Origin of the sequence: Micromonospora sp. NPDC006766, assembly GCF_040636055.1 — a bacterium.
Lineage (GTDB): Bacteria > Actinomycetota > Actinomycetes > Mycobacteriales > Micromonosporaceae > Micromonospora.
This window is the reverse complement of sequence record NZ_JBEYIX010000002.1, coordinates 271,259-288,832: the sequence shown is the minus strand read 5'-3', so window position 1 is coordinate 288,832 and position 17,574 is coordinate 271,259. Positions and strand designations below refer to the sequence as shown.

15 protein-coding genes are annotated in these 17,574 nt (G+C 72.0%); 6 read left to right on the top strand and 9 right to left on the bottom strand.

Annotation, left to right across the window (positions count from 1 at the left end; genetic code table 11):
- Positions 1-9: 9 nt before the first annotated feature.
- The 5 genes from ABZ671_RS05135 to ABZ671_RS05115 all read right to left on the bottom strand — a co-directional run bounded on the left by ABZ671_RS05135 (position 10) and on the right by ABZ671_RS05115 (position 3,375).
- Complete coding sequence (locus ABZ671_RS05135) at positions 10-297, bottom strand: MoaD family protein (RefSeq protein ID WP_357851443.1); 288 nt, start codon at positions 295-297, stop codon at positions 10-12.
- 66 nt (positions 298-363) lie between these two features.
- On the bottom strand, positions 364-855 hold the full coding sequence (locus tag ABZ671_RS05130) for a M67 family metallopeptidase (RefSeq protein ID WP_357851441.1): 492 nt from the start codon (positions 853-855) through the stop codon (positions 364-366).
- A 54-nt stretch (positions 856-909) separates the two neighbouring features.
- The gene (locus tag ABZ671_RS05125; RefSeq protein WP_357851739.1) at positions 910-1,407 is read right to left on the bottom strand and encodes a DUF2017 domain-containing protein; all 498 of its coding nucleotides are present in this window, start codon (positions 1,405-1,407) and stop codon (positions 910-912) included.
- Between the two features lie 2 nt (positions 1,408-1,409).
- Entirely contained in the window at positions 1,410-1,700 is a 291-nt protein-coding gene (gene clpS / locus ABZ671_RS05120) for an ATP-dependent Clp protease adapter ClpS (protein WP_357851438.1), read from the bottom strand.
- A gap of 115 nt (positions 1,701-1,815) precedes the next feature.
- Positions 1,816-3,375, bottom strand: coding sequence for a hypothetical protein (locus tag ABZ671_RS05115; RefSeq protein WP_357851436.1), 1,560 nt, complete (start codon positions 3,373-3,375; stop codon positions 1,816-1,818).
- A gap of 197 nt (positions 3,376-3,572) precedes the next feature.
- On the opposite strand from ABZ671_RS05115, the gene ABZ671_RS05110 reads away from it, so the two are divergent.
- The 5 genes from ABZ671_RS05110 to ABZ671_RS05090 all read left to right on the top strand — a co-directional run bounded on the left by ABZ671_RS05110 (position 3,573) and on the right by ABZ671_RS05090 (position 10,346).
- Positions 3,573-6,248 carry a LuxR C-terminal-related transcriptional regulator gene (locus tag ABZ671_RS05110; RefSeq protein WP_357851434.1) on the top strand — a complete coding sequence of 892 codons (2,676 nt, stop codon included), beginning with the start codon at positions 3,573-3,575 and terminating at the stop codon, positions 6,246-6,248.
- 17 nt (positions 6,249-6,265) lie between these two features.
- Positions 6,266-7,552 (top strand): nicotinate phosphoribosyltransferase, encoded by a 1,287-nt coding sequence (locus ABZ671_RS05105; protein WP_357851431.1) that lies wholly within the window; start codon positions 6,266-6,268, stop codon positions 7,550-7,552.
- Positions 7,553-7,566: 14 nt separating this feature from the next.
- Positions 7,567-8,148 (top strand): isochorismatase family protein, encoded by a 582-nt coding sequence (locus ABZ671_RS05100; RefSeq protein WP_357851428.1) that lies wholly within the window; start codon positions 7,567-7,569, stop codon positions 8,146-8,148.
- A gap of 40 nt (positions 8,149-8,188) precedes the next feature.
- Positions 8,189-9,502, top strand: a complete 1,314-nt coding sequence (locus ABZ671_RS05095; RefSeq protein ID WP_357851425.1) for an MFS transporter — start codon at positions 8,189-8,191, stop codon at positions 9,500-9,502.
- Between the two features lie 76 nt (positions 9,503-9,578).
- A complete protein-coding gene (locus ABZ671_RS05090) occupies positions 9,579-10,346 on the top strand; it encodes an alpha/beta hydrolase (protein ID WP_357851421.1) in 768 nt (255 codons plus the stop codon).
- A 79-nt stretch (positions 10,347-10,425) separates the two neighbouring features.
- Here ABZ671_RS05090 and ctaD read toward each other — a convergent pair whose 3' ends face one another.
- On the bottom strand, positions 10,426-12,186 hold the full coding sequence (ctaD, locus tag ABZ671_RS05085) for a cytochrome c oxidase subunit I (protein ID WP_357851418.1): 1,761 nt from the start codon (positions 12,184-12,186) through the stop codon (positions 10,426-10,428).
- 142 nt (positions 12,187-12,328) lie between these two features.
- Positions 12,329-13,435: an FAD-dependent monooxygenase gene (locus ABZ671_RS05080; RefSeq protein WP_357851415.1), complete on the bottom strand. Its 1,107-nt coding sequence runs from the start codon at positions 13,433-13,435 to the stop codon at positions 12,329-12,331.
- Positions 13,436-13,680: 245 nt separating this feature from the next.
- Between ABZ671_RS05080 and ABZ671_RS05075 the strand changes: the two genes are divergently transcribed.
- A complete protein-coding gene (locus tag ABZ671_RS05075; RefSeq protein ID WP_357851412.1) occupies positions 13,681-14,814 on the top strand; it encodes a cellulose binding domain-containing protein in 1,134 nt (377 codons plus the stop codon).
- A 91-nt stretch (positions 14,815-14,905) separates the two neighbouring features.
- Here the strand turns inward: ABZ671_RS05075 and ABZ671_RS05070 are convergent, their stop codons facing one another.
- Positions 14,906-15,691, bottom strand: coding sequence for an aldo/keto reductase (locus tag ABZ671_RS05070; protein ID WP_357851409.1), 786 nt, complete (start codon positions 15,689-15,691; stop codon positions 14,906-14,908).
- Between the two features lie 98 nt (positions 15,692-15,789).
- Positions 15,790-17,574, bottom strand: a complete 1,785-nt coding sequence (locus tag ABZ671_RS05065) for a glycoside hydrolase family 15 protein (RefSeq protein ID WP_357851406.1) — start codon at positions 17,572-17,574, stop codon at positions 15,790-15,792.

Below are 17,574 nucleotides of genomic sequence, written 5' to 3'. Positions count from 1 at the left end.
CGCCCGCCCTCAGCGGGTCGGCGCGCCGCCGGCCACGGCGGGCAGGATGGTGACGCTGTCACCGTCGTTGAGCTTGGCGTCGAGCGCGCCCAGGAAACGAACGTCCTCGTCGTTGACGTAGACGTTGACGAACCGGTGCAGCGCGCCGGCGTCGGTGACCAGCCGGGCCTTCAGGCCGGCGTGCCGGGAGTCCAAGTCGGCGAGCAGGTCGGTCAGCGTATCGCCGGTGCCCTCGACGACCTTGGCGCCGCCGGTGTAGCTACGCAGGATGGTGGGAATGCGAACCTCAATGGCCATGGTGTGCTCCTTGTTCGGGTCGTGCCAGGTGACGGGAAGAGAAAGGATGCGCCGGCGCTGTAAGGATCAGCGGCCGGAACACTCGTAGTCGACCGTCGCCGGGCTCTGCCCGAACATGTAGGACTGGACGGCGTGCGGGTCCACGGCGGCATCCACGATGATCCGGACCGGCTCCTCGGTGACCACGCCGTCGACGATGCGGAAGGAACGGATCTCCTCCGTGTCGGGCTCACGGGTCGAGACGAGCAGGTAGTGCGCTCCCGGCTCACCGGCGAAGGCGACGTCCGTGCGGGACGGGTAGGCCTCCGTCGCGGTGTGCGAGTGGTAGATGACGACCGGCTCCTCGTCGCGGTCGTCCATCTCCCGCCACACCCGCAGCTGCTCCATCGAGTCGAACTCGTAGAACGTCATCGAACGGGCGGCGTTGTCCATCGGGATGTGCCGGGTCGGGGTGTCGCTGCCGACGGGGCCGGCGACCACGCCGCACGCCTCGTCCGGGTGGTCCCGACGCGCGTGGGCCACGATCGCGTCGATGATCGACCGGTCGATGCTCAGCACGCCGACCAGCCTAGCGCCCCCGATTGGGGGCGGCGAGGTGGCGACCGTCACGGCTCAGTCGATCAGGGCGTTGAGCAGGGACTCCTGCAGATATCCCAGGTACGCGTATACCGACAGTTGGAACACCCTGGACGAGGCCGGGTCCGCGGCGACCGCCTCGTCGAGCTCCTCGCCCACGTCGGTGCCGTCCTTGATCTCCAGCCGGACCCCCATCGCCAGCCGGGCGTCGTTGAGCGCGCGCAGCCACGCCTCGGCCGCCTCGGCGTCCAACTGCACCTCGCCGCCGACCTCACCGTCGGGCAACGCGGCGAGGATCGCACCGGCCTGGTCGATCTTGGCGGTCTTGAGGTCCCCCTCGGTGTAGCGGCGGAACTCGCCAGTGCTCGCCGCGTCGTCCGGATAGACCTCCGGGAAGAGCCGGCCGACCACCGGATCGCCGTGGTCGAAGCCGTCGGTGAGCAGGCCGACCACCTCGGAGGCGACCTTGCGCAGCACCCGCACCTCGTCCACGGCGAGGCTGGCCACGTACCGGTCGCCCCAGCGACGAAACATGCTCACGATCTGTCCACCGTCGCCCAGAGCCCGTACGCGTGCAGTTGCGACGCGTCGTGCTCCATCCGCTCGCGGGGCCCGCTGGAGACCACGGCCTTACCTTTGTGGTGCACGTCCAGCATGAGCTGCTCGGCCTTCTCCCGGCTGTATCCGAAAAGCTTCTGGAACACCCAGGTCACGTAGGTCATGAGGTTGATCGGATCGTCCCAGACGATCGTCACCCATGGCCGGTCGGAAGCCGGCACCTCATCGGTGTCCGGCGTCTCGACCGGTGCAACCTGTGGAGTCGCCATACCCCCCATCGTGCCACCGGATCCGGGCGACCGATGAACCGGAACACCCGGTCGGCCCGGTTCACCCGCCCGGGCCGCCGCAGGCGACCCGGGCGACCGGCCGGCCACGCCGACCTCAGGCGAGCAGAATGCCGTGGTCGACAGCATCGGCGAGCACCCCGTCCAGCGAGTGCCGCACCGCTTCGAAGCGCCGGGACACCTCACGGGTCAGCTCCAGCTCGACCTCGCGCAGCGCCCGCTGGGCCCAGGAACGCGCGCCGTTCGGGTCGTCGTTGCCGGGGAGACGCCACTGCTGCCAGCAGCCCCCGGACAGGGCCACCCCGACCGGGGGCAGCGCCTCGACACGGACCGCACCGGGGAAGGTGGCCAGCGCGTCGAGAGCGCCGCCGCCGGCCAGCTCGGCCACCCCGGCCGTGCTCGTGACCAGAAGCACCTTGTCCAACTCCCGGTCGGCCGGCTGTTCGACGAGGCCCCACCGGACGGCCCGGATGATCCGGGCACGCACCCCCTCGGCCAGGGGCGCGCCGAAGACCCACGCCGCCGCGTCGTCGACGATGCCCCGAACCGCCTCGTCGCACCGTGCGGTGGCGAGCAGCGACAGCGCCTCCATCTCCTGGTCGAGCAGCTGCGGCAGGCCCGCGCAGCCGACCCCGAAGACGATCTCCTGGACCACCCGGAGATGGATGCTGGCCAGTTCCAGCGCGAGATGCTGGCGGATCCGCTGGGCGCAGGTGCGGGCCTGACGGTCCAGTCGTTCGGCGAGGCCAGCGGGGTCGAGCTCCGGCGCGACGGTCACCCGGCCGTGTGCGCCGGGCGGCTCCGGCGGGCGGGCGCTGGCCCGGCGCAGCCCCTCGTCCACCGACCAGTCGACCAGGCCGCGGAGCAGGGCCGGGTGGTCGGCCTGCCCGGCCAGATGCCAGCGGGCGGCGGCGAGGTCGGGCACCGCGGAGAGCAGGGCGGCGCGGTGTGCCGCGACGGCGACCCGCACCGAGTCGAGGGGATGTCCCGCCGCCGGCGGCGTCAACGGCCCGGCTGGGCCGGACGCCCCCGTGTCGTCCGTCGTCGGGCCGTCCGCCGCGGTCGCCCGGCCGGCGATGCCCGGGGTCACCGCGAAGACCACCTCGACCTGGGACCGGGCCGCCTCCGCCAGCAGGCTCAGTTCGGCCGCGGTGAACGCCTGGTCGGCGGAGATCACGAAGAGCAGGGCGCCGGCCCGGCCCACCACATCGAGCAGCACCCGGGCGGCGGCCACCCCGAGCGTGCCGGTGTCCGGCGTGTCGAGCAGGGCGAAGCGGCGCAACAGCGGGTTGGGCAGGCTCAGCTCCACCCGGCGAGGTGGGCGGGCGAGCGCCGGACCGGCGGCGAGCAGGTCGGCGCCGTAGGAGTGTGACTGGCGGTAGCCCGGCACGTACGCGGCGCGGGTCGGCTCCTTGGCATAATTGACGACCAGGTAGCTGCCGACGGGCACGGTCAGCATCCCCGGCGCCACCCCGAGCAGGCCGGCGAGCAGTTCCCGACGGCCGGCGCCGGCCGGACCGGTGACAACGACGGCCAACGGATCGTCGGGGCCGGGCTCTGCCGCCTCGCGACAGGCGGCCAGCGGCGTGCACCGCGACGACTCGGCCGGCCCGCTGCGGTCGGGCACGCCGACCGAGGGCAGAGAATCCGGCTTCACGAGCAGGCCTCCCGTCGGGCGACCGGATGGTCGGCCGGTCACGTGGGAATCCGGCCATCATGTCCGGACGTGGGAAGAGTACGTGTGTCGGACACCCGACACCCAGCACTTTAATACTTACGGGTAATGACCAGGTTACTCAACTTCGCTGCGTGACGCTCCATGCGCTGACGGATTACCGTCGATATGCTTCTCCGATGAGTCGGTGGGACTTCGTCGGCCGAACGGATGAACTCAATCGCCTGCTGTCGACGGTCGGCGGCCCCGAGGGGCGCGGGTTGTTCTTCAGCGGCAAGGCCGGCGTCGGCAAGAGCCGCCTGCTTCGTGAGGGGTTGACCCACTTCCTCACCGACCAGTACGCGATCTGGTCCGTCTCGGCCAGCGCCACCACCGCCGCCCTGCCGTTCGGCGGCCTGGTCCAGGTGCTCCCCGCCGAGCAGCCGCAGGGGCTCTCCCCCGCCGGCATCCTCCGCTGGGCCGTGGACGTGCTCCAGGAACAGGCCGCCGGCCGGCAGATCATGCTGGCCATCGACGACGCGCACCTGCTCGACCCACCCTCGGCGGCGCTGGTCAACCTGATCGCCCGCGCCGAGAACGCCACCGTGATCGGGACCCTGCGCGACGGCGAGCAGATCCCGCTGCCGATCCGTGCCCTGTGGAACGACGACCTGGTCGACCTGGTCGAGCTGGGCCCGATGAGCCCGAGCGAGACCACCGGGCTGCTCGCCGCGATCCTGGGCGGCCCGGTCGACGCGAAGTCGTCGCAGCGGCTGTTCCGACTCTCCTCTGGCAACGCGCTGCTGCTGCGCGAGCTGGTGTTTGCCGCCAAGGGAAGCAACGAGTTCAGCCGTACGTACGGAATCTGGAAGTGGACCGGCCGGCTTGAGTTGGCACCGAGCATCACCGACCTGATCGACACCCGCATCGGCCAGCTCACCCCCGGCGTGCGGTCGGTGGTCGAGCTGGTCGCCTTCGGCGAGCCGCTCGGCCTGCAACTGTTGGAGAAGGTGGTCGACCGGAGCGACGTGGAAATGGCCGAGGAACGCGGCCTGATCAGCATGGTGCCCGACGACCGGCGGCTGGACGTCCGGCTGGCCCACCCGCTCTACGGCGAGGTGATGCGCCGGCAGTGCCCGGTCAGCCGTACCCGGCGGCTGCAGGCCACCCTGGCCGGGCTGCTGGAGCAGGTCGGCGCCCGCCGCCGCGACGACCTCCTGCGGGTCGCGGTGTGGCGGCACGACTCGGGTACGGCGCAGGACCCGGCGCTGCTGCTCGGCGCGGCCGCTCAGGCCTTCGGCCGGTACGACGTGCCGCTGGCGACCCGGTTGGCGCGGGCGGCGTTGGAGGGTGACGCCGGGTCCGACGCGGCGGAGCTGCTCGCCACCATCCTGATGTTCGGCGACCGGCCCGAGGAGGCGATCGACGTGCTCGACTCGGTCGCCGCAAAGATCCACGACGCCGGGCGGCGCAGCCGCTGGCTGACGGTCCGCGGCATGGTCAGCTACTGGGGGCTCAGCCAGGAGTCCACGGTGGAGGAGATCGCCGCGAGCGGCGACGGGCTGACCGACTCCGCCGACCAGGCCCGGGTCCGCGCCTTCGAGGCGATCATGCGGCTGCACCGGCTGGACACCGGCACCGCGCTGCGGCTCGCTCAGGCGGTGCTGGACCGGCCGGCCTCGCCGATGGCCGCCCGGGAGCTGGCCCGGTGCACGATCGCCCACCTGCAGGCCGCGCAGGGCCAGTACCGGCACAGCGCCACCGCGATCGCCCGGGTGCAGGCGGAGGCGGCGCGCTGGCGGAGCGACATGCCATACCTGCAACTCGCGATGGAGCTGGCCCGGGGCACCCGGCTGGCGCTCTCCAGCGACCTGGCCGGCATCGACGCGATCGTGGCCGACGAGTTCGCCGATCTGGCCGGCGCGGGAGACTTCCGGCTCGGCACCGGCTACCTGTCCATACTCCAGGCGTACGCGGCGCGGCTGCGCGGGCGCGGCGACGAGGCGCTCAAGACCAGCCTCGGGGCCTGCGCGGTGCTCGCCACCAGTCGGGTCTTCGCCGGGCTGGCACACGCCGAGCGCGCCCAGGTGGCGGCCCTACGCGGCGACGCGGCGCACGCCGCGGAGGCGATGGCCGAGGCGGACCGCACCCACGCGCCCGGCATGGCGGTGCTGTACCCGTGGATCGAGCAGGCCCGGGGCGCGGTGCACGCCGCCGCAGGTGACCTGCCGGCGGCCACCAGGCATCTCTGCGCGCTGGCCGACCGGCTCCGCGAGGACGGGCTCGCCGGCCACGAGTTGCTGGTCCTGTTCGATCTGGTGCGGCTCGGGCAGGCCGGCGCCCCGATCGGGCCGGCCGGCCACGACGGCGGCCGGCGCAGCGTGGCGCAGCGTGTCGCCGAGCTGTCCGAGCGGGTCGACGGGCCGCTGCCGCCGCTGGTCTCCCGGTACGCCCGCGCCGCGGTCGAGGGCTGCCCCACCGGCCTGCTCGCCGTCGCCGACGGCTTCGCCGCCCGGGACCTGACCGTGTACGCCGCCGAGGCGACCGCGATGGCCCTGCACCTGATGCGGGGTCGCGCCGCCGCCACCGGCCCGGCCCGGGAACGGCTCGCCGCCCTGCTCCGCCGCTGCGACCAGGTCGACACGCCGGCGCTGCGGCTGCTCCGGCCGGCGCTGAGCGAACGCGAGTTGGAGGTCGCCCGGCTCGCCGCCGAGGGCGCCACCAGCCGGGCCATCGCCGAACGGCTCTACCTGTCGGCGCGTACGGTGGAAAACCACCTCCAGCGGGTCTACAGCAAGCTCGGGGTGGCCAGCCGGGCCGAGCTGCGGGACGCGCTGTGGTCGCTGCCGGGCCAGGACGGCACCGACCCCGCCTGAACTTCTAGGCTGGAGCCGTGAACACCCTTCGCCCCGCGCTGTTGACCGACCACTACGAGCTGACCATGGTCAGCGCCGCGCTGCGGGACGGCACCGCCGACCGCCGCTGCGCCTTCGAGGTGTTCACCCGCCGGCTGCCGGCGGGCCGACGGTACGGCGTGGTGGCCGGGACCGGCCGGCTGATCGAGCTGATCCGGGAGTTCCGGTTCGACGCCGACGAGGTCGACTTCCTGCGCCGCACCGGCGTGGTGGACGACCGGGCCGCCGAATGGCTGACCAACTACCGCTTCACCGGTGACATCGACGGGTACGCCGAGGGCGAGCTCTTCTTCCCCAACTCCCCGATCCTCACCGTCTCCGGCAGTTTCGTTGAGTGCGTGGTGCTGGAGACGCTGGTGCTGTCGGTGCTCAACCACGACTGCGCGGTCGCCGCGGCGGCCGCCCGGATGGTGACCGCGGCCCGGGGTCGGACGCTGATCGAGATGGGCTCCCGGCGGGCGCACGAGGCGGCGGCGGTGGCCGCGGCCCGGGCGGCGTACCTGGCCGGTTTCGGGTTCACCTCCAACCTGGCCGCGGGCCAGCGGTACGGCATTCCGACCGCCGGCACCGCCGCGCACGCCTTCACCCTGCTGCACGACGACGAGCGGGCGGCGTTCGCCTCGCAGGTCGCCACGCTGGGCAAGGACACCACGCTGCTGGTCGACACGTACGACATCACCGAGGGCATCCGCAACGCGATCGCGGTGGCCGGGCCGGAGCTGCGGGCGGTCCGGATCGACTCGGGTGACCTGGCGGTGATCGCCCAGCAGTGCCGGGAGCTGCTCGACTCGCTCGGCGCCACCGAAACGAAGATCATCGTCTCGGGCGACCTCGACGAGTACGCGATCGCCGCGCTCGCCGCCGAGCCGGTCGACATGTACGGCGCCGGCACCGCCGTGGTGACCGGCTCCGGCGCGCCGACCGCCGGCCTGGTCTACAAGCTGGTCGAGGTGGACGGGCGCGCGGTGGTCAAGCGCTCGGAGCACAAGGCCACCATCGGCGGCCGGAAAGTGGCGGTACGCCGGCACAAGCCCAGCGGCACCGCCACCGAGGAGATCGTCGTGCCGCAGGGCGTGCCGGACCGGCAGCCCAACGACCGGCTGCTCCAGCGCTCCTTCGTCGTCGACGGCGAGCCGGTGGCGCGGCCCACCCTGCCCGAGTCGCGGGAGCACCTGCGGCAGTGTCTGATCTCCATTCCGTGGGAGGGCCTGAAGCTCTCCGGCGGCGACCCGGCCGTGCCGGTGACCGTCGTACCCGTGAACTGAGAAGGAGCGCCGGCATGAGCAACGCGTTGATCATCGTGGACGTGCAGAACGACTTCTGCGAGGGCGGCTCCCTCGCGGTGGCCGGTGGGGCGGGCGTGGCGGCCGGCATCTCCCGGCTGCTCGCCGCCGAGCCCGGCCGCTGGGCGCAGGTGGTGGCGACGAAGGATTACCACATCGACCCGGGCGCGCACTTCGGCGATCCGCCGAACTTCGTCGACTCCTGGCCCCGCCACTGCGTGGTCGGCACCGCCGGCTCCGAGTTCCATCCCGACCTGGCGACCGACCGGATCGAGGCGATCTTCCACAAGGGCGAGTACGCGGCCGCGTACTCCGGCTTCGAGGGGCATGCCGACGGCGGCGAGCGCCTGGCCGACTGGCTGCGCCGCCACGACGTCGACCGGGTGGAGGTGGTCGGGATCGCGACCGACCACTGCGTGCGGGCGACCGCCCTGGACGCCGCCCGCGAGGGCTTCGACACCACGGTCCTGCTGGACCTCACCGCCGCGGTCGCGCCGCAGACGCTCGACGTGGCGTTGCGCGCGATGCGGGGCGCCGGGGTCACCCTGGTCGGCGCCCCTGTGATCAAAACCGCTTGACCAGGTAATCGCTTGCGGCTGTCGTACCCCGGCCTGAGGATTGCCGCCGGAGGTACGGACCGTCGTGAACTTGAAACCTTACCGGGAGGCGCTCGCCCTGCCCGGTCTCCGGTCGTTGCTGCTGGTGTCGGTGCTGGCCCGCATCCCGCTCACCGCGACCGGGGTGGCGCTCACCTTTCACGTCGTGCTCGACCTCGGCCGGGGGTACGGCGCGGCCGGGCTGGTCGGCGCCGCGTCGACCGTCGGCGCCGCGCTCGGCTCCCCGCTGCTCGGGCGGCTCGTCGACCGGCGCGGGTTGCGCCCGGTGCTCATCCTGACCACGATCGCCGAGGGCATCTTTTGGTCCGCCGCGCCGGCCCTGCCGTACCCGGTGCTGCTGCCGGCCGCGTTCCTGGCCGGGCTGCTGGCCCTGCCGGTCTTCTCGGTGGTCCGCCAGTCGGTCGCCGCGCTGGTGCCGGCCGCGCGGCGCCGCCCGGCGTACGCGCTGGACTCGATGTCGGTGGAGTTGTCGTTCATGGTCGGCCCGGCGCTGGCCGTGGCGCTGGCAACCACGATCAGTCCCCGCATCACCATGTGGGCGGTCGGCGCCGGGATCGTCGCCTCCGGGATCGGTTTCTGGCTGCTCAACCCGCCCACCCGCAGCGCGGACGAACCGGCGGGCCCGCCTCGGAAGGTGCCCCGGCGCGAGTGGCTGACCCCCCGGCTGCTCGCCGTGCTGGCGGTGAGCCTGGCCGCCACCCTGGTGCTCGGCGGCACCGATGTGGCGGTGGTCGCGGTGCTGCGGGCCGGCGGCGAGGTCGGGTGGACCGGTGCCGTGCTGACCGTGTGGGCGGCGGTGTCGCTGGTGGGCGGCTTCGCCTACGGGGCGGTCAGCCGGTCCTTCTCGCCGCTGCTCCTGGTGGCGGCACTCAGCCTCACCACGATCCCGGTCGGGCTGGGCGGGTCGCACTGGTGGCTGCTCTGCCTGGCGCTGCTCCCGGCCGGTGCGCTCTGCGCGCCGACGATCGCCTCGACCGCCGACGCGGTCAGCCGGCTCGCTCCGGCCGGCGTACGCGGTGAGGCGATGGGCCTGCACGGCTCTGCCGTCACGGTCGGCATCGCGCTCGGCGCGCCGCTCGCCGGGGCGGTGATCGACGCCTCGGCACCACCGTGGGGTTTCGCGGTCACCGGCGCGATCGGCGCGTTGGTGGCCCTGGTGGTGCTCCCCGTGGAGCTGCGTCAGCGGCGGGCAGCCGGCGGGCCGTCAGCGGCCGAGGCACCCGCTGATCCTGTTCGTGGCGGCTCTGGCCACAGCGCGGACGAGGCGGCCGGGCCGAATCCGACCGGATCGGCGGTAACAGCTTCGACACGTTAGGCGCGAGCGGGATCGCGCGAGGCGCCTACCCATCGCCACAATGGGAGCGCTTCCACGCCGTCATCGAGGAGTCGCCATGAAGCTCGCCGCGCTACGTCTGGTTGCCGTGGCCCTGTCCGTGGGGCTGATCTCCTGCAGCCCCGTCCCCCCGCCGGAGCCGAAGCCGAAGCCGACCGGACTCAACGCGGGCGAGGCCTGCCCCGAATGGGCCGGCGGCGGCCGGCAGATCGTGTTCGGCAGCGAACTCGACGCCGAGCTGGGCGGGGTCGTCCTCGGCTCCGGGAGCACCGGTGTGGTGCTGGCGCACATGGCCGGCGGTGACGTCTGCCAGTGGCTGCCCTACGGGAAGCAGCTGGCCGACCGGGGATATCGAGTGCTCGCCTTCGACTTCGCCGGGTCCGGGGTCTCGCTGGGCCACGGGGTGCTGTTGGGCCGGCAGGTCGAGGCGGCGGCCGACGCGTTGCGGGCCGACGGCGCGAGCCAGATCGCGCTGGTCGGCGCGTCGATGGGCGGCGCCTCGGTGCTGGCCGCCGCGCCGACCCTCAGCCCGGCGCCGGCCGCGGTCGTCGCCCTCTCACCGCCCACCGCCTACCACGACGCGGACGCCGCCGCGGCAGCCCCGAAGATCACCGTCCCGGTCTTCTACGGCGCGGGGAACATGGATGGGAGCTTCGCGGAGTCGGCGCGGCAGCTCCACGACGCCACTCCGCAGACCACGCAGCGGCAGTTGGTGCTGGCCCCCACCAGTGCGCACGGGGTGTTTCTGCTCAACCCGGAGACCGGCAGCATCGAGATCCGCGACGGGTTGACCACGTTCCTCGACACCTACGCCCCGCCGGCCTGAGCGCCCGCCGCAATCGGGGTGTCCTGCACGAGAAGGGCCCCTTCTCCAGCGGGAGAAGGGGCCCTTCGTCGATGCTCGGTCAGCGCTGGTCGCGGTTGCCGGTGGTGTCCTCCACGTAGCTGGCACCGCCGTTGGCCTCGCTGGTCAGCGGCTTGGCGCCGCCCTCCGGCGGGCCGGCCAGGGTCTGCACCCCGGCGGCCAGCTCCGGGAACTTCAGGTCGAACGCCGGCCGCTCGGAGCGGATACGCGGCATCCGGTCGAAGTTACGCAGTGGCGGCGGCGAGGTGGTGGCCCACTCCAGGGAGTTGCCGTAGCCCCACGGGTCGTCGACCTCGACCACCGGACCGGCCTTGTACGACTTCCAGCAGTTGTAGATGAACGGCAGGGTCGAGATGCCGGTGATGAACGCGCCGATCGTGGAGATCGTGTTCAGCATGGTAAAGCCGTCGCCGGGCAGGTAGTCGGCGTAGCGCCGCGGCATGCCCTCGTTGCCCAGCCAGTGCTGCACCAGGAAGGTGGTGTGGAAACCGACCATGGTGAGCCAGAAGTGAATCTTGCCGAGCCGCTCGTCGAGCATCCGGCCGAACATCTTCGGGAACCAGAAGTAGATGCCGCCGAACACGGCGAACACGATCGTGCCGAAGAGCACGTAGTGGAAGTGCGCCACCACGAAGTACGAGTCGGTCAGGTGGAAGTCGAGCGGCGGGCTGGCGAGCAGCACACCGGTCAGACCACCGAAGAGGAAGGTCACCAGGAAGCCGACGGCGAAGAGCATCGGTGTCTCGAAGGTGATCTGACCCCGCCACATCGTGCCGAGCCAGTTGAAGAACTTCATGCCGGTCGGCACGGCGATCAGGTAGCTGAGGAAGCTGAAGAACGGCAGCAGCACCTGGCCGGTGGCGAACATGTGGTGCGCCCACACGCTCATCGACAGGGCGGCGATGGCGATGGTCGCGGCGACGAGGCCCTTGTAACCGAAGATCGGCTTCCGGGAGAAGACCGGGATGATCTCGGAGATGATGCCGAAGAACGGCAGCGCGATGATGTAGACCTCGGGGTGGCCGAAGAACCAGAACAGGTGCTGGTAGAGCATCGGGCCACCGGTGGCCGGGTCGTACACGTGGGCGCCGATCAGGCGGTCCGCAGCGACCGCCAGCAGCGCGGCGGCCAGCAGCGGGAAGACCAGGATCACCAGCAGGCTGGTGACCAGCATGTTCCAGGTGAAGATCGGCATCCGGAACATGGTCATGCCGGGGGCGCGCAGGGTCAGGATCGTGGTGATCAGGTTGACCGCGCCGAGGATGCTGCCCAGGCCGGAGATGACCAGGCCCATCACCCACATGTTCCCGCCGACGCCCGGCGAGTGATCCGCGGTGCTCAGCGGCGCGTACGCCGTCCAGCCGAAGTCGGCCGCGCCGCCCGGCGCGATGAACCCGGCGGTCGTCAGGGTGGCACCGAACAGGTACAGCCAGTAGGCGAACGCGTTCAGCCGGGGGAACGACACGTCCGGCGCGCCGATCTGCAACGGCACCACGTAGTTCGCGAAGGCGAACACGATCGGCGTCGCGAAGAACAGCAGCATGATCGTGCCGTGCATGGTGAAGAGCTGGTTGAACTGCTCGGGCGACAGGAACTGCAGGCCCGGCCGCGCCAGCTCAGCGCGCATGAGGAGGGCCATGAAGCCCCCGATCATGAAGAACGCGAACGCGGTGACCATATACATGATCCCGATCTGCTTCGCGTCCGTGGTGCGCAGCAGCCGCGCGATGGTCGACCCCTTGACCGGCTCGCGGACCGGCCAGGGCCGGGTCACGACCGGCTTGGGTGCGACGGTGGTCACGAGTGGCCTCCGGTTCTGGGTTGTCCTGCTCGGCGAACGCTGGTCATCTGCGCGGCCGTCATCCGCAAGGAGGATAGTCCCCGGCAGGTGGCAACGCCGCCGGGGGTGGGCGGCTACGATCACCGCCGCCCAGCCGCGCGCGCTAGAGCGGGTCCACCAGGAGCCGGTAGTGCTCCTGGAAGATGCGCCCGCCGCGTCCGCGCAGCAGCGGGTCGCGCAGCGCCGGCGGCACGTCGCGGGTCCGGTTGCGGTCCCGGGTCCGGTCCCGCACCCATCGGGTACGCGGTCGCCGGCGGCTCTCGTACGCGATCAGCGCGGCCTCCACGCTGCCGGCGGCCCGCAACGACTCGGCGAGCACCACGGCGTCCTCCAGGGCCATGGCGGCGCCCTGGGAGAGGGTCGGCGCGGTGGCGTGCGCGGCGTCACCGACGAGCAGCACCCGTCCGTGGTACCAGCGCCCCAGCTCGACCTCCTCGGTGAGCTCGACGTGCACCCGTTCGAGCGCCGCGAGCACCTCGGGAACCGGGCCGCCGTAGGCGCCGAACAGCTCGTGCAGCCGGGCCAGGGGATCGGCCGGCAGCCCGGTACCGGCCTCGTCGGCGTAGCAGTGCAGCCGGCCGACGCCAATCGGCACCACCAGGAAGCCGGCGCGCTCGCCGAGCAGGGCGGTCCATTCCAGGACCCGGGGGCCACCCCGGACCACCGCCCGGTAGACCACCTGACCGCCGGCGCGGGGCGGGCCACCGAGCCCGGCCAGGGTGCGCACCATCGAGCGTGGCCCGTCGGCGCCGACGACCAGGTCGTACTCCCCGCCGGTGCCGTCGGCGAAGCCGACCGCCACGCCGCCGGGCAGCGGTTCGACGGTGCTGATCTCGGCGCCGTGCCGGACCGCGCCGCCGGCCCCGGTGAGCAGCACCCGGTGCAGTTCGGAGCGGGGCAGCGCGCGGCACTCCCCCACCCCGGCCCAGAGGGCGTCGAGGTCGACTTCGCAGAGCGGCACCCCGGCGGCATCGAGGAAGCGCTGGCGATGGATGACCTGGCCGAGCGGGCGCAACGGGCCGTCCAGGTCGAGCCGGCGCAGCGCCCGCGCCGCGTTGCCGGGAAGGTAGAGGCCGACCTCGGTCCGCTCGGCGGGCGGCAGCTTCTCGGTCACGTCGGGCCGGAACCCCGCCAGCCGCAGCGCCCGCGCCACAGCGAGACCGGCGATGCCAGCGCCGACGACGAGGATGCGCAGGGAGGAAGCACCCATCGTGGTGTCACGCCTCCGGAGGGGTTCGGAATGCGTTGGGGGCAAGACACTACTCGCCACGATCGATGTGCGGTAGGCCCCATCGGCTCTGGCGTGTTCACCACCGGTCGTCGGCTCCCGGCCAGCGGACGGTGCGGTTGCGCGATGGTTTCAAGCATGTCAATGTGTTGGCTGAGTTTGGGAGCGCTCCCGGCCGTGTCATCGTCGACCGACCCGGCGCCCCGCTGCGAAGCCAAGGAGCAAACATGAAGCGTCCACTGAGAGCGATCGCGGCGGCCGGCCTGCTGGCCGCCGGCTCGATCGTCGCCATCGTCCTCGGCGCGGGGAACGCCTCCGCCGACACCCAGATCTGCGACCAGTACGGGTCCACCACCATCGGCGGCCGGTACGTCGTGCAGAACAACCGGTGGGGCACCAGCGCCCAGCAGTGCATCAACGTCACCTCCACCGGCTTCTCCATCACCCGGCAGGACGGGACGGGGAACACCAGCGGAGCGCCGGTCTCGTACCCGTCGATCTTCCTGGGCTGCCACTACACAAACTGTTCACCCGGCACCAACCTCCCGGTCCAGGTGAAGAACATCAGCAGCGCCCCGGGGAGCATCAGCTACAACTACATCAGCGGCGCGACCTACGACGCCGCGTACGACATCTGGCTCGACCCCAGCCCGAAGCGGGACGGGGTGAACCAGATGGAAATCATGATCTGGCTCAACCGGCAGGGCCCGATCCAGCCGATCGGCTCGGTGGTGGGCAACGCCACCCTCGCCGGTCGGAGCTGGCAGGTCTGGCGGGGCAGCAACGGGTCGAACAACGTCATCTCGTACGTGGCCTCGTCGGCGATCCCCAGCATGAGCTTCGACGTCATGGAGTTCGTCAACGACACCCGCAGCCGCGGCGGGATCACCAATGACTGGTACCTGACCAGCATCCAGGCCGGGTTCGAGCCCTGGCAGGGCGGCGTCGGCCTGGCGGTCAACTCCTTCTCCCAGAGCGTCAACACCGGGGGCGGCAACCCCCCGCCGACCACGGCGCCCCCGACCACGCCCCCGCCGTCGGGCGGCGGCTGCTCGGTGAAGTACACCCCGAACGCCTGGAACGACGGCTTCACCGCCGACGTGCAGATCACCAACACCGGGTCCAGCACCATCAACGGCTGGACGCTCGCCTACAACCTGCCCTCCGGACAGCAGATCACCAGCTCGTGGAACGCCACCGTGACCCAGAGCGGGTCCGCGGTCACCGCGAAGAACGTCTCCTACAACGGCACGCTGACACCGGGCGGCTCGACCAGCTTCGGCTACCAGGGCACGCTGAAGGGGACATACTCCTCCCCCACCGCCTTCACCCTCAACGGCACCACCTGCGCCCGCTCCTGAGCACTCACGCCGCACAACCTCGGGGAGGTTGCTGCCTCCCGGCACCGGAAGGCAGCAACTTCCCCGCACGTGCGCGGATCACTTCGCCGGCTCAGCCGCCGAGAGCGTCGATGTCGCGCATCTCCGATGCGGTGAGCGAGAAGTGGAAGACGTCGGCGTTGGCCCGGATCCGCTCCGGGGTGACCGACTTCGGGATCACCACGATCTCGTGATCGATGTGCCAGCGGAGCACCACCTGCGCCGGCGAGACATCGTGCGCGGCGGCGATCCGGACCAGCACCGGATCGGCCAGGTCGGTGGTCCGCAGCGGGCTGTAGCCCTCCAGCACCACGCCGCGGTCCCGGTGCGCGGCGTGCACCTGCCGGTCGTACAGGGACGGGCTCCACCGGATCTGGTTGACCGCCGGATTTTCCTCGGTGGCTTGAACAAGCTCGTCGATCTGACTGATGCTGTGGTTGCTCACCCCGACCGCCCGGGCCATGTTCTCGTCACGGGCGGCGAGCATCTCCCGCCAGACCGGGATGCCCTCGGCGGGCGTGGTCGGCGGCCAGTGCACCAGCCACAGGTCGACATAGTCAAGGTCCAGGGCGGCCAGGCTCTCCTCGATCGTTTCCCGCTCCCGGCCCACCCGCTCGGGCGGCAGCTTCGTGGTGATGAAAACATCCTCCCGGCGCAGCCCGCTCTCCTTGACCGCCCGCCCGACCTCCCGCTCATTGCCGTACATGGTGGCGGTGTCGATGTGCCGGTAGCCGGCGTCGAGGGCGGCGAGCACCGCCTCGTACCCGGCCTGCCCGGTGGCCTGCCAGGTACCGAAGCCGAGCAGCGGCATCCGGACCTCGCCGGGGAGCAGAACGGTGGGCTGCACAGGGCTGGTCATGACGCCTGTCCTACCCGTGATCGCCGCCGCCATGCCCGGTAAGGAAGGGCCCCTTCTTAACGCCTGCGGTAGAGCAGGGGCCCCTTGTTAACAACTGCTCAGTCGGCGGTCGGGTCGGTCAGCCGCCAGGCAGCGTTGATCAGGCCGATGTGCGACAGCGCCTGCGGCGTGTTCCCGAGCTGCGCGCCGCTGTCGAGGTCGATCTGCTCGGCGAAGAGGCCCAGGTCGTTGGCGTACCCGAGGATCTTCTCGAACAGGACCCGGGCCCGGTTCGTCTCGCCCGCCAGCACCAGGCACTCCACCAGCCAGAACGAGCAGAGCACGAAGCCCGCCGGGTCGGTGCTCCAGCGCCGCACGAGACCGTCGTCGTTGCCCAGCTCGCGCTCGATCACCTCGATGGTGGAACGCATCCGCGGATCCGTGGCGGGCAGGAAGCCCATCACCGGCAGAAACAACGCCGACGCGTCCAGCTCGGCCGAACCGAACGCCCCGGTGTACGCGCCGATCCGGTCGTGCCAGCCCTCGCGCAGCACGGTCTCGCGAATCTCGTCCCGGATGGCCGCCCAGCGCCGCGGGTCGGCCCGGCCGCCGAGCTGCGGCGCGAGCTGCACCGCCCGGTGCAGCGCCAACCAGCAGAGCGCCTTGGACGACAGATAGTGCCGCTCGACGTCCCGGGTCTCCCACATCCCCCGGTCGGGCTGGCGCCAGGTCGCGGCCACCTGCTCGGTCAGCCCGACCACCAGCTCCATGAGTTCCTCGTCCAGGGTCGCGCCGAGATAGTCGTGCAGCTGCCAGAACGCCCCGATGATCTCGCCGGGCACATCCAGCTGCCACTGCCGCCAGGCATCGTTGCCGACGCGCACCGGCCGGCTGCCGGCGTACCCGCGCAGGTGGTCGACCTCGTGCTCGGAGAGGTCGCGCTCCCCCTCCAGCCCGAACAGCACCGGCACCGGCTGGTCGCCGACCCGCCCGACGGAACGGGCCACCCAGGCGAACAGGCGGGACGCCTCGTCCGGACAGGCCGCCACCCAGAGGGCGCGCATGGTCATCGAGAAGTCGCGCAGCCAGGAGTAGCGGTAGTCGTAGTTGCGGTCACCCCCGACGCGTTCGGGCAGCGACGTGGTCAGCGCCGCGGCCACCGCGCCGCTGCGGGCGTACGTCAGGCCGGTCAGCACGGTCGCACTGTGGCGGACCTGGTCCGGGTAGCGGCCGGGGTAGCGGTGGGTCTCCCGGTACGCCTCCCACGCCCGCGCCGTCTCGTCGATCATGGCGACCGGGTCGAGCCGGGCCGGCGGGTTTCCGTAGACCGGGGCGTACGCGAGGTCGAAGCCGACCCGCTGACCGGCGGATATCTCGAAGGTGTGCGTGACCCGGTCGCCGTCGGGACGCAGCGTCGGGCCGGTGCCACGCAGCATGAGCGTCACCGGCCCAGCGGTGGCCAGCACCCCACCATCCGGCTGCTCATGCAGGTACGGAGTGAGCAGCCCGTACTCGGGTCGCGGGGCGAAGTCGAGCCGCATCCGCACCCGCCCGGACAGCCCCTCCACCACGCGCAGCAGCACCCCGGGCGAGTTCATGCCCAGCTGGTGCCCGCGGGCGCCCAGCTCGGCGGCGAGCGCGTCGGTGACCGCCACGCTGCCCTCCGGGGTGTGGTGGACGGTGCGCAGCACCAGCGTGTCCGGCCGGTAGGCGCGGTCGACCCGGCCGGGGGCCAGCGGGGCGATCCGCCAGTGCCCGCCGGCCGGGTCGAGCAGGCGGGCGAAGACCGACGGCGCGTCGAACCGGTCCGGGCACCACCAGTCGATCGACCCGTCCCGGCCGACCAGGGCCCCGGAGCGGCAGTCGGAGAGAAATCCGTAGTCGGAGATCGTCGGCTGGTGCAC

Coding starts and splice junctions, on each gene's coding strand:
- clpS (WP_357851438.1), bottom strand. CDS start 1,700: ATGGCGACTCCACAGGTTGCACCGGTCGAGACGCCGGACACCGATGAG.
- ABZ671_RS05070 (WP_357851409.1), bottom strand. CDS start 15,691: ATGACCAGCCCTGTGCAGCCCACCGTTCTGCTCCCCGGCGAGGTCCGG.
- ABZ671_RS05100 (WP_357851428.1), top strand. CDS start 7,567: ATGAGCAACGCGTTGATCATCGTGGACGTGCAGAACGACTTCTGCGAG.
- ABZ671_RS05125 (WP_357851739.1), bottom strand. CDS start 1,407: ATGTTTCGTCGCTGGGGCGACCGGTACGTGGCCAGCCTCGCCGTGGAC.
- ABZ671_RS05110 (WP_357851434.1), top strand. CDS start 3,573: ATGAGTCGGTGGGACTTCGTCGGCCGAACGGATGAACTCAATCGCCTG.
- ABZ671_RS05075 (WP_357851412.1), top strand. CDS start 13,681: ATGAAGCGTCCACTGAGAGCGATCGCGGCGGCCGGCCTGCTGGCCGCC.
- ABZ671_RS05135 (WP_357851443.1), bottom strand. CDS start 297: ATGGCCATTGAGGTTCGCATTCCCACCATCCTGCGTAGCTACACCGGC.
- ABZ671_RS05080 (WP_357851415.1), bottom strand. CDS start 13,435: ATGGGTGCTTCCTCCCTGCGCATCCTCGTCGTCGGCGCTGGCATCGCC.
- ABZ671_RS05090 (WP_357851421.1), top strand. CDS start 9,579: ATGAAGCTCGCCGCGCTACGTCTGGTTGCCGTGGCCCTGTCCGTGGGG.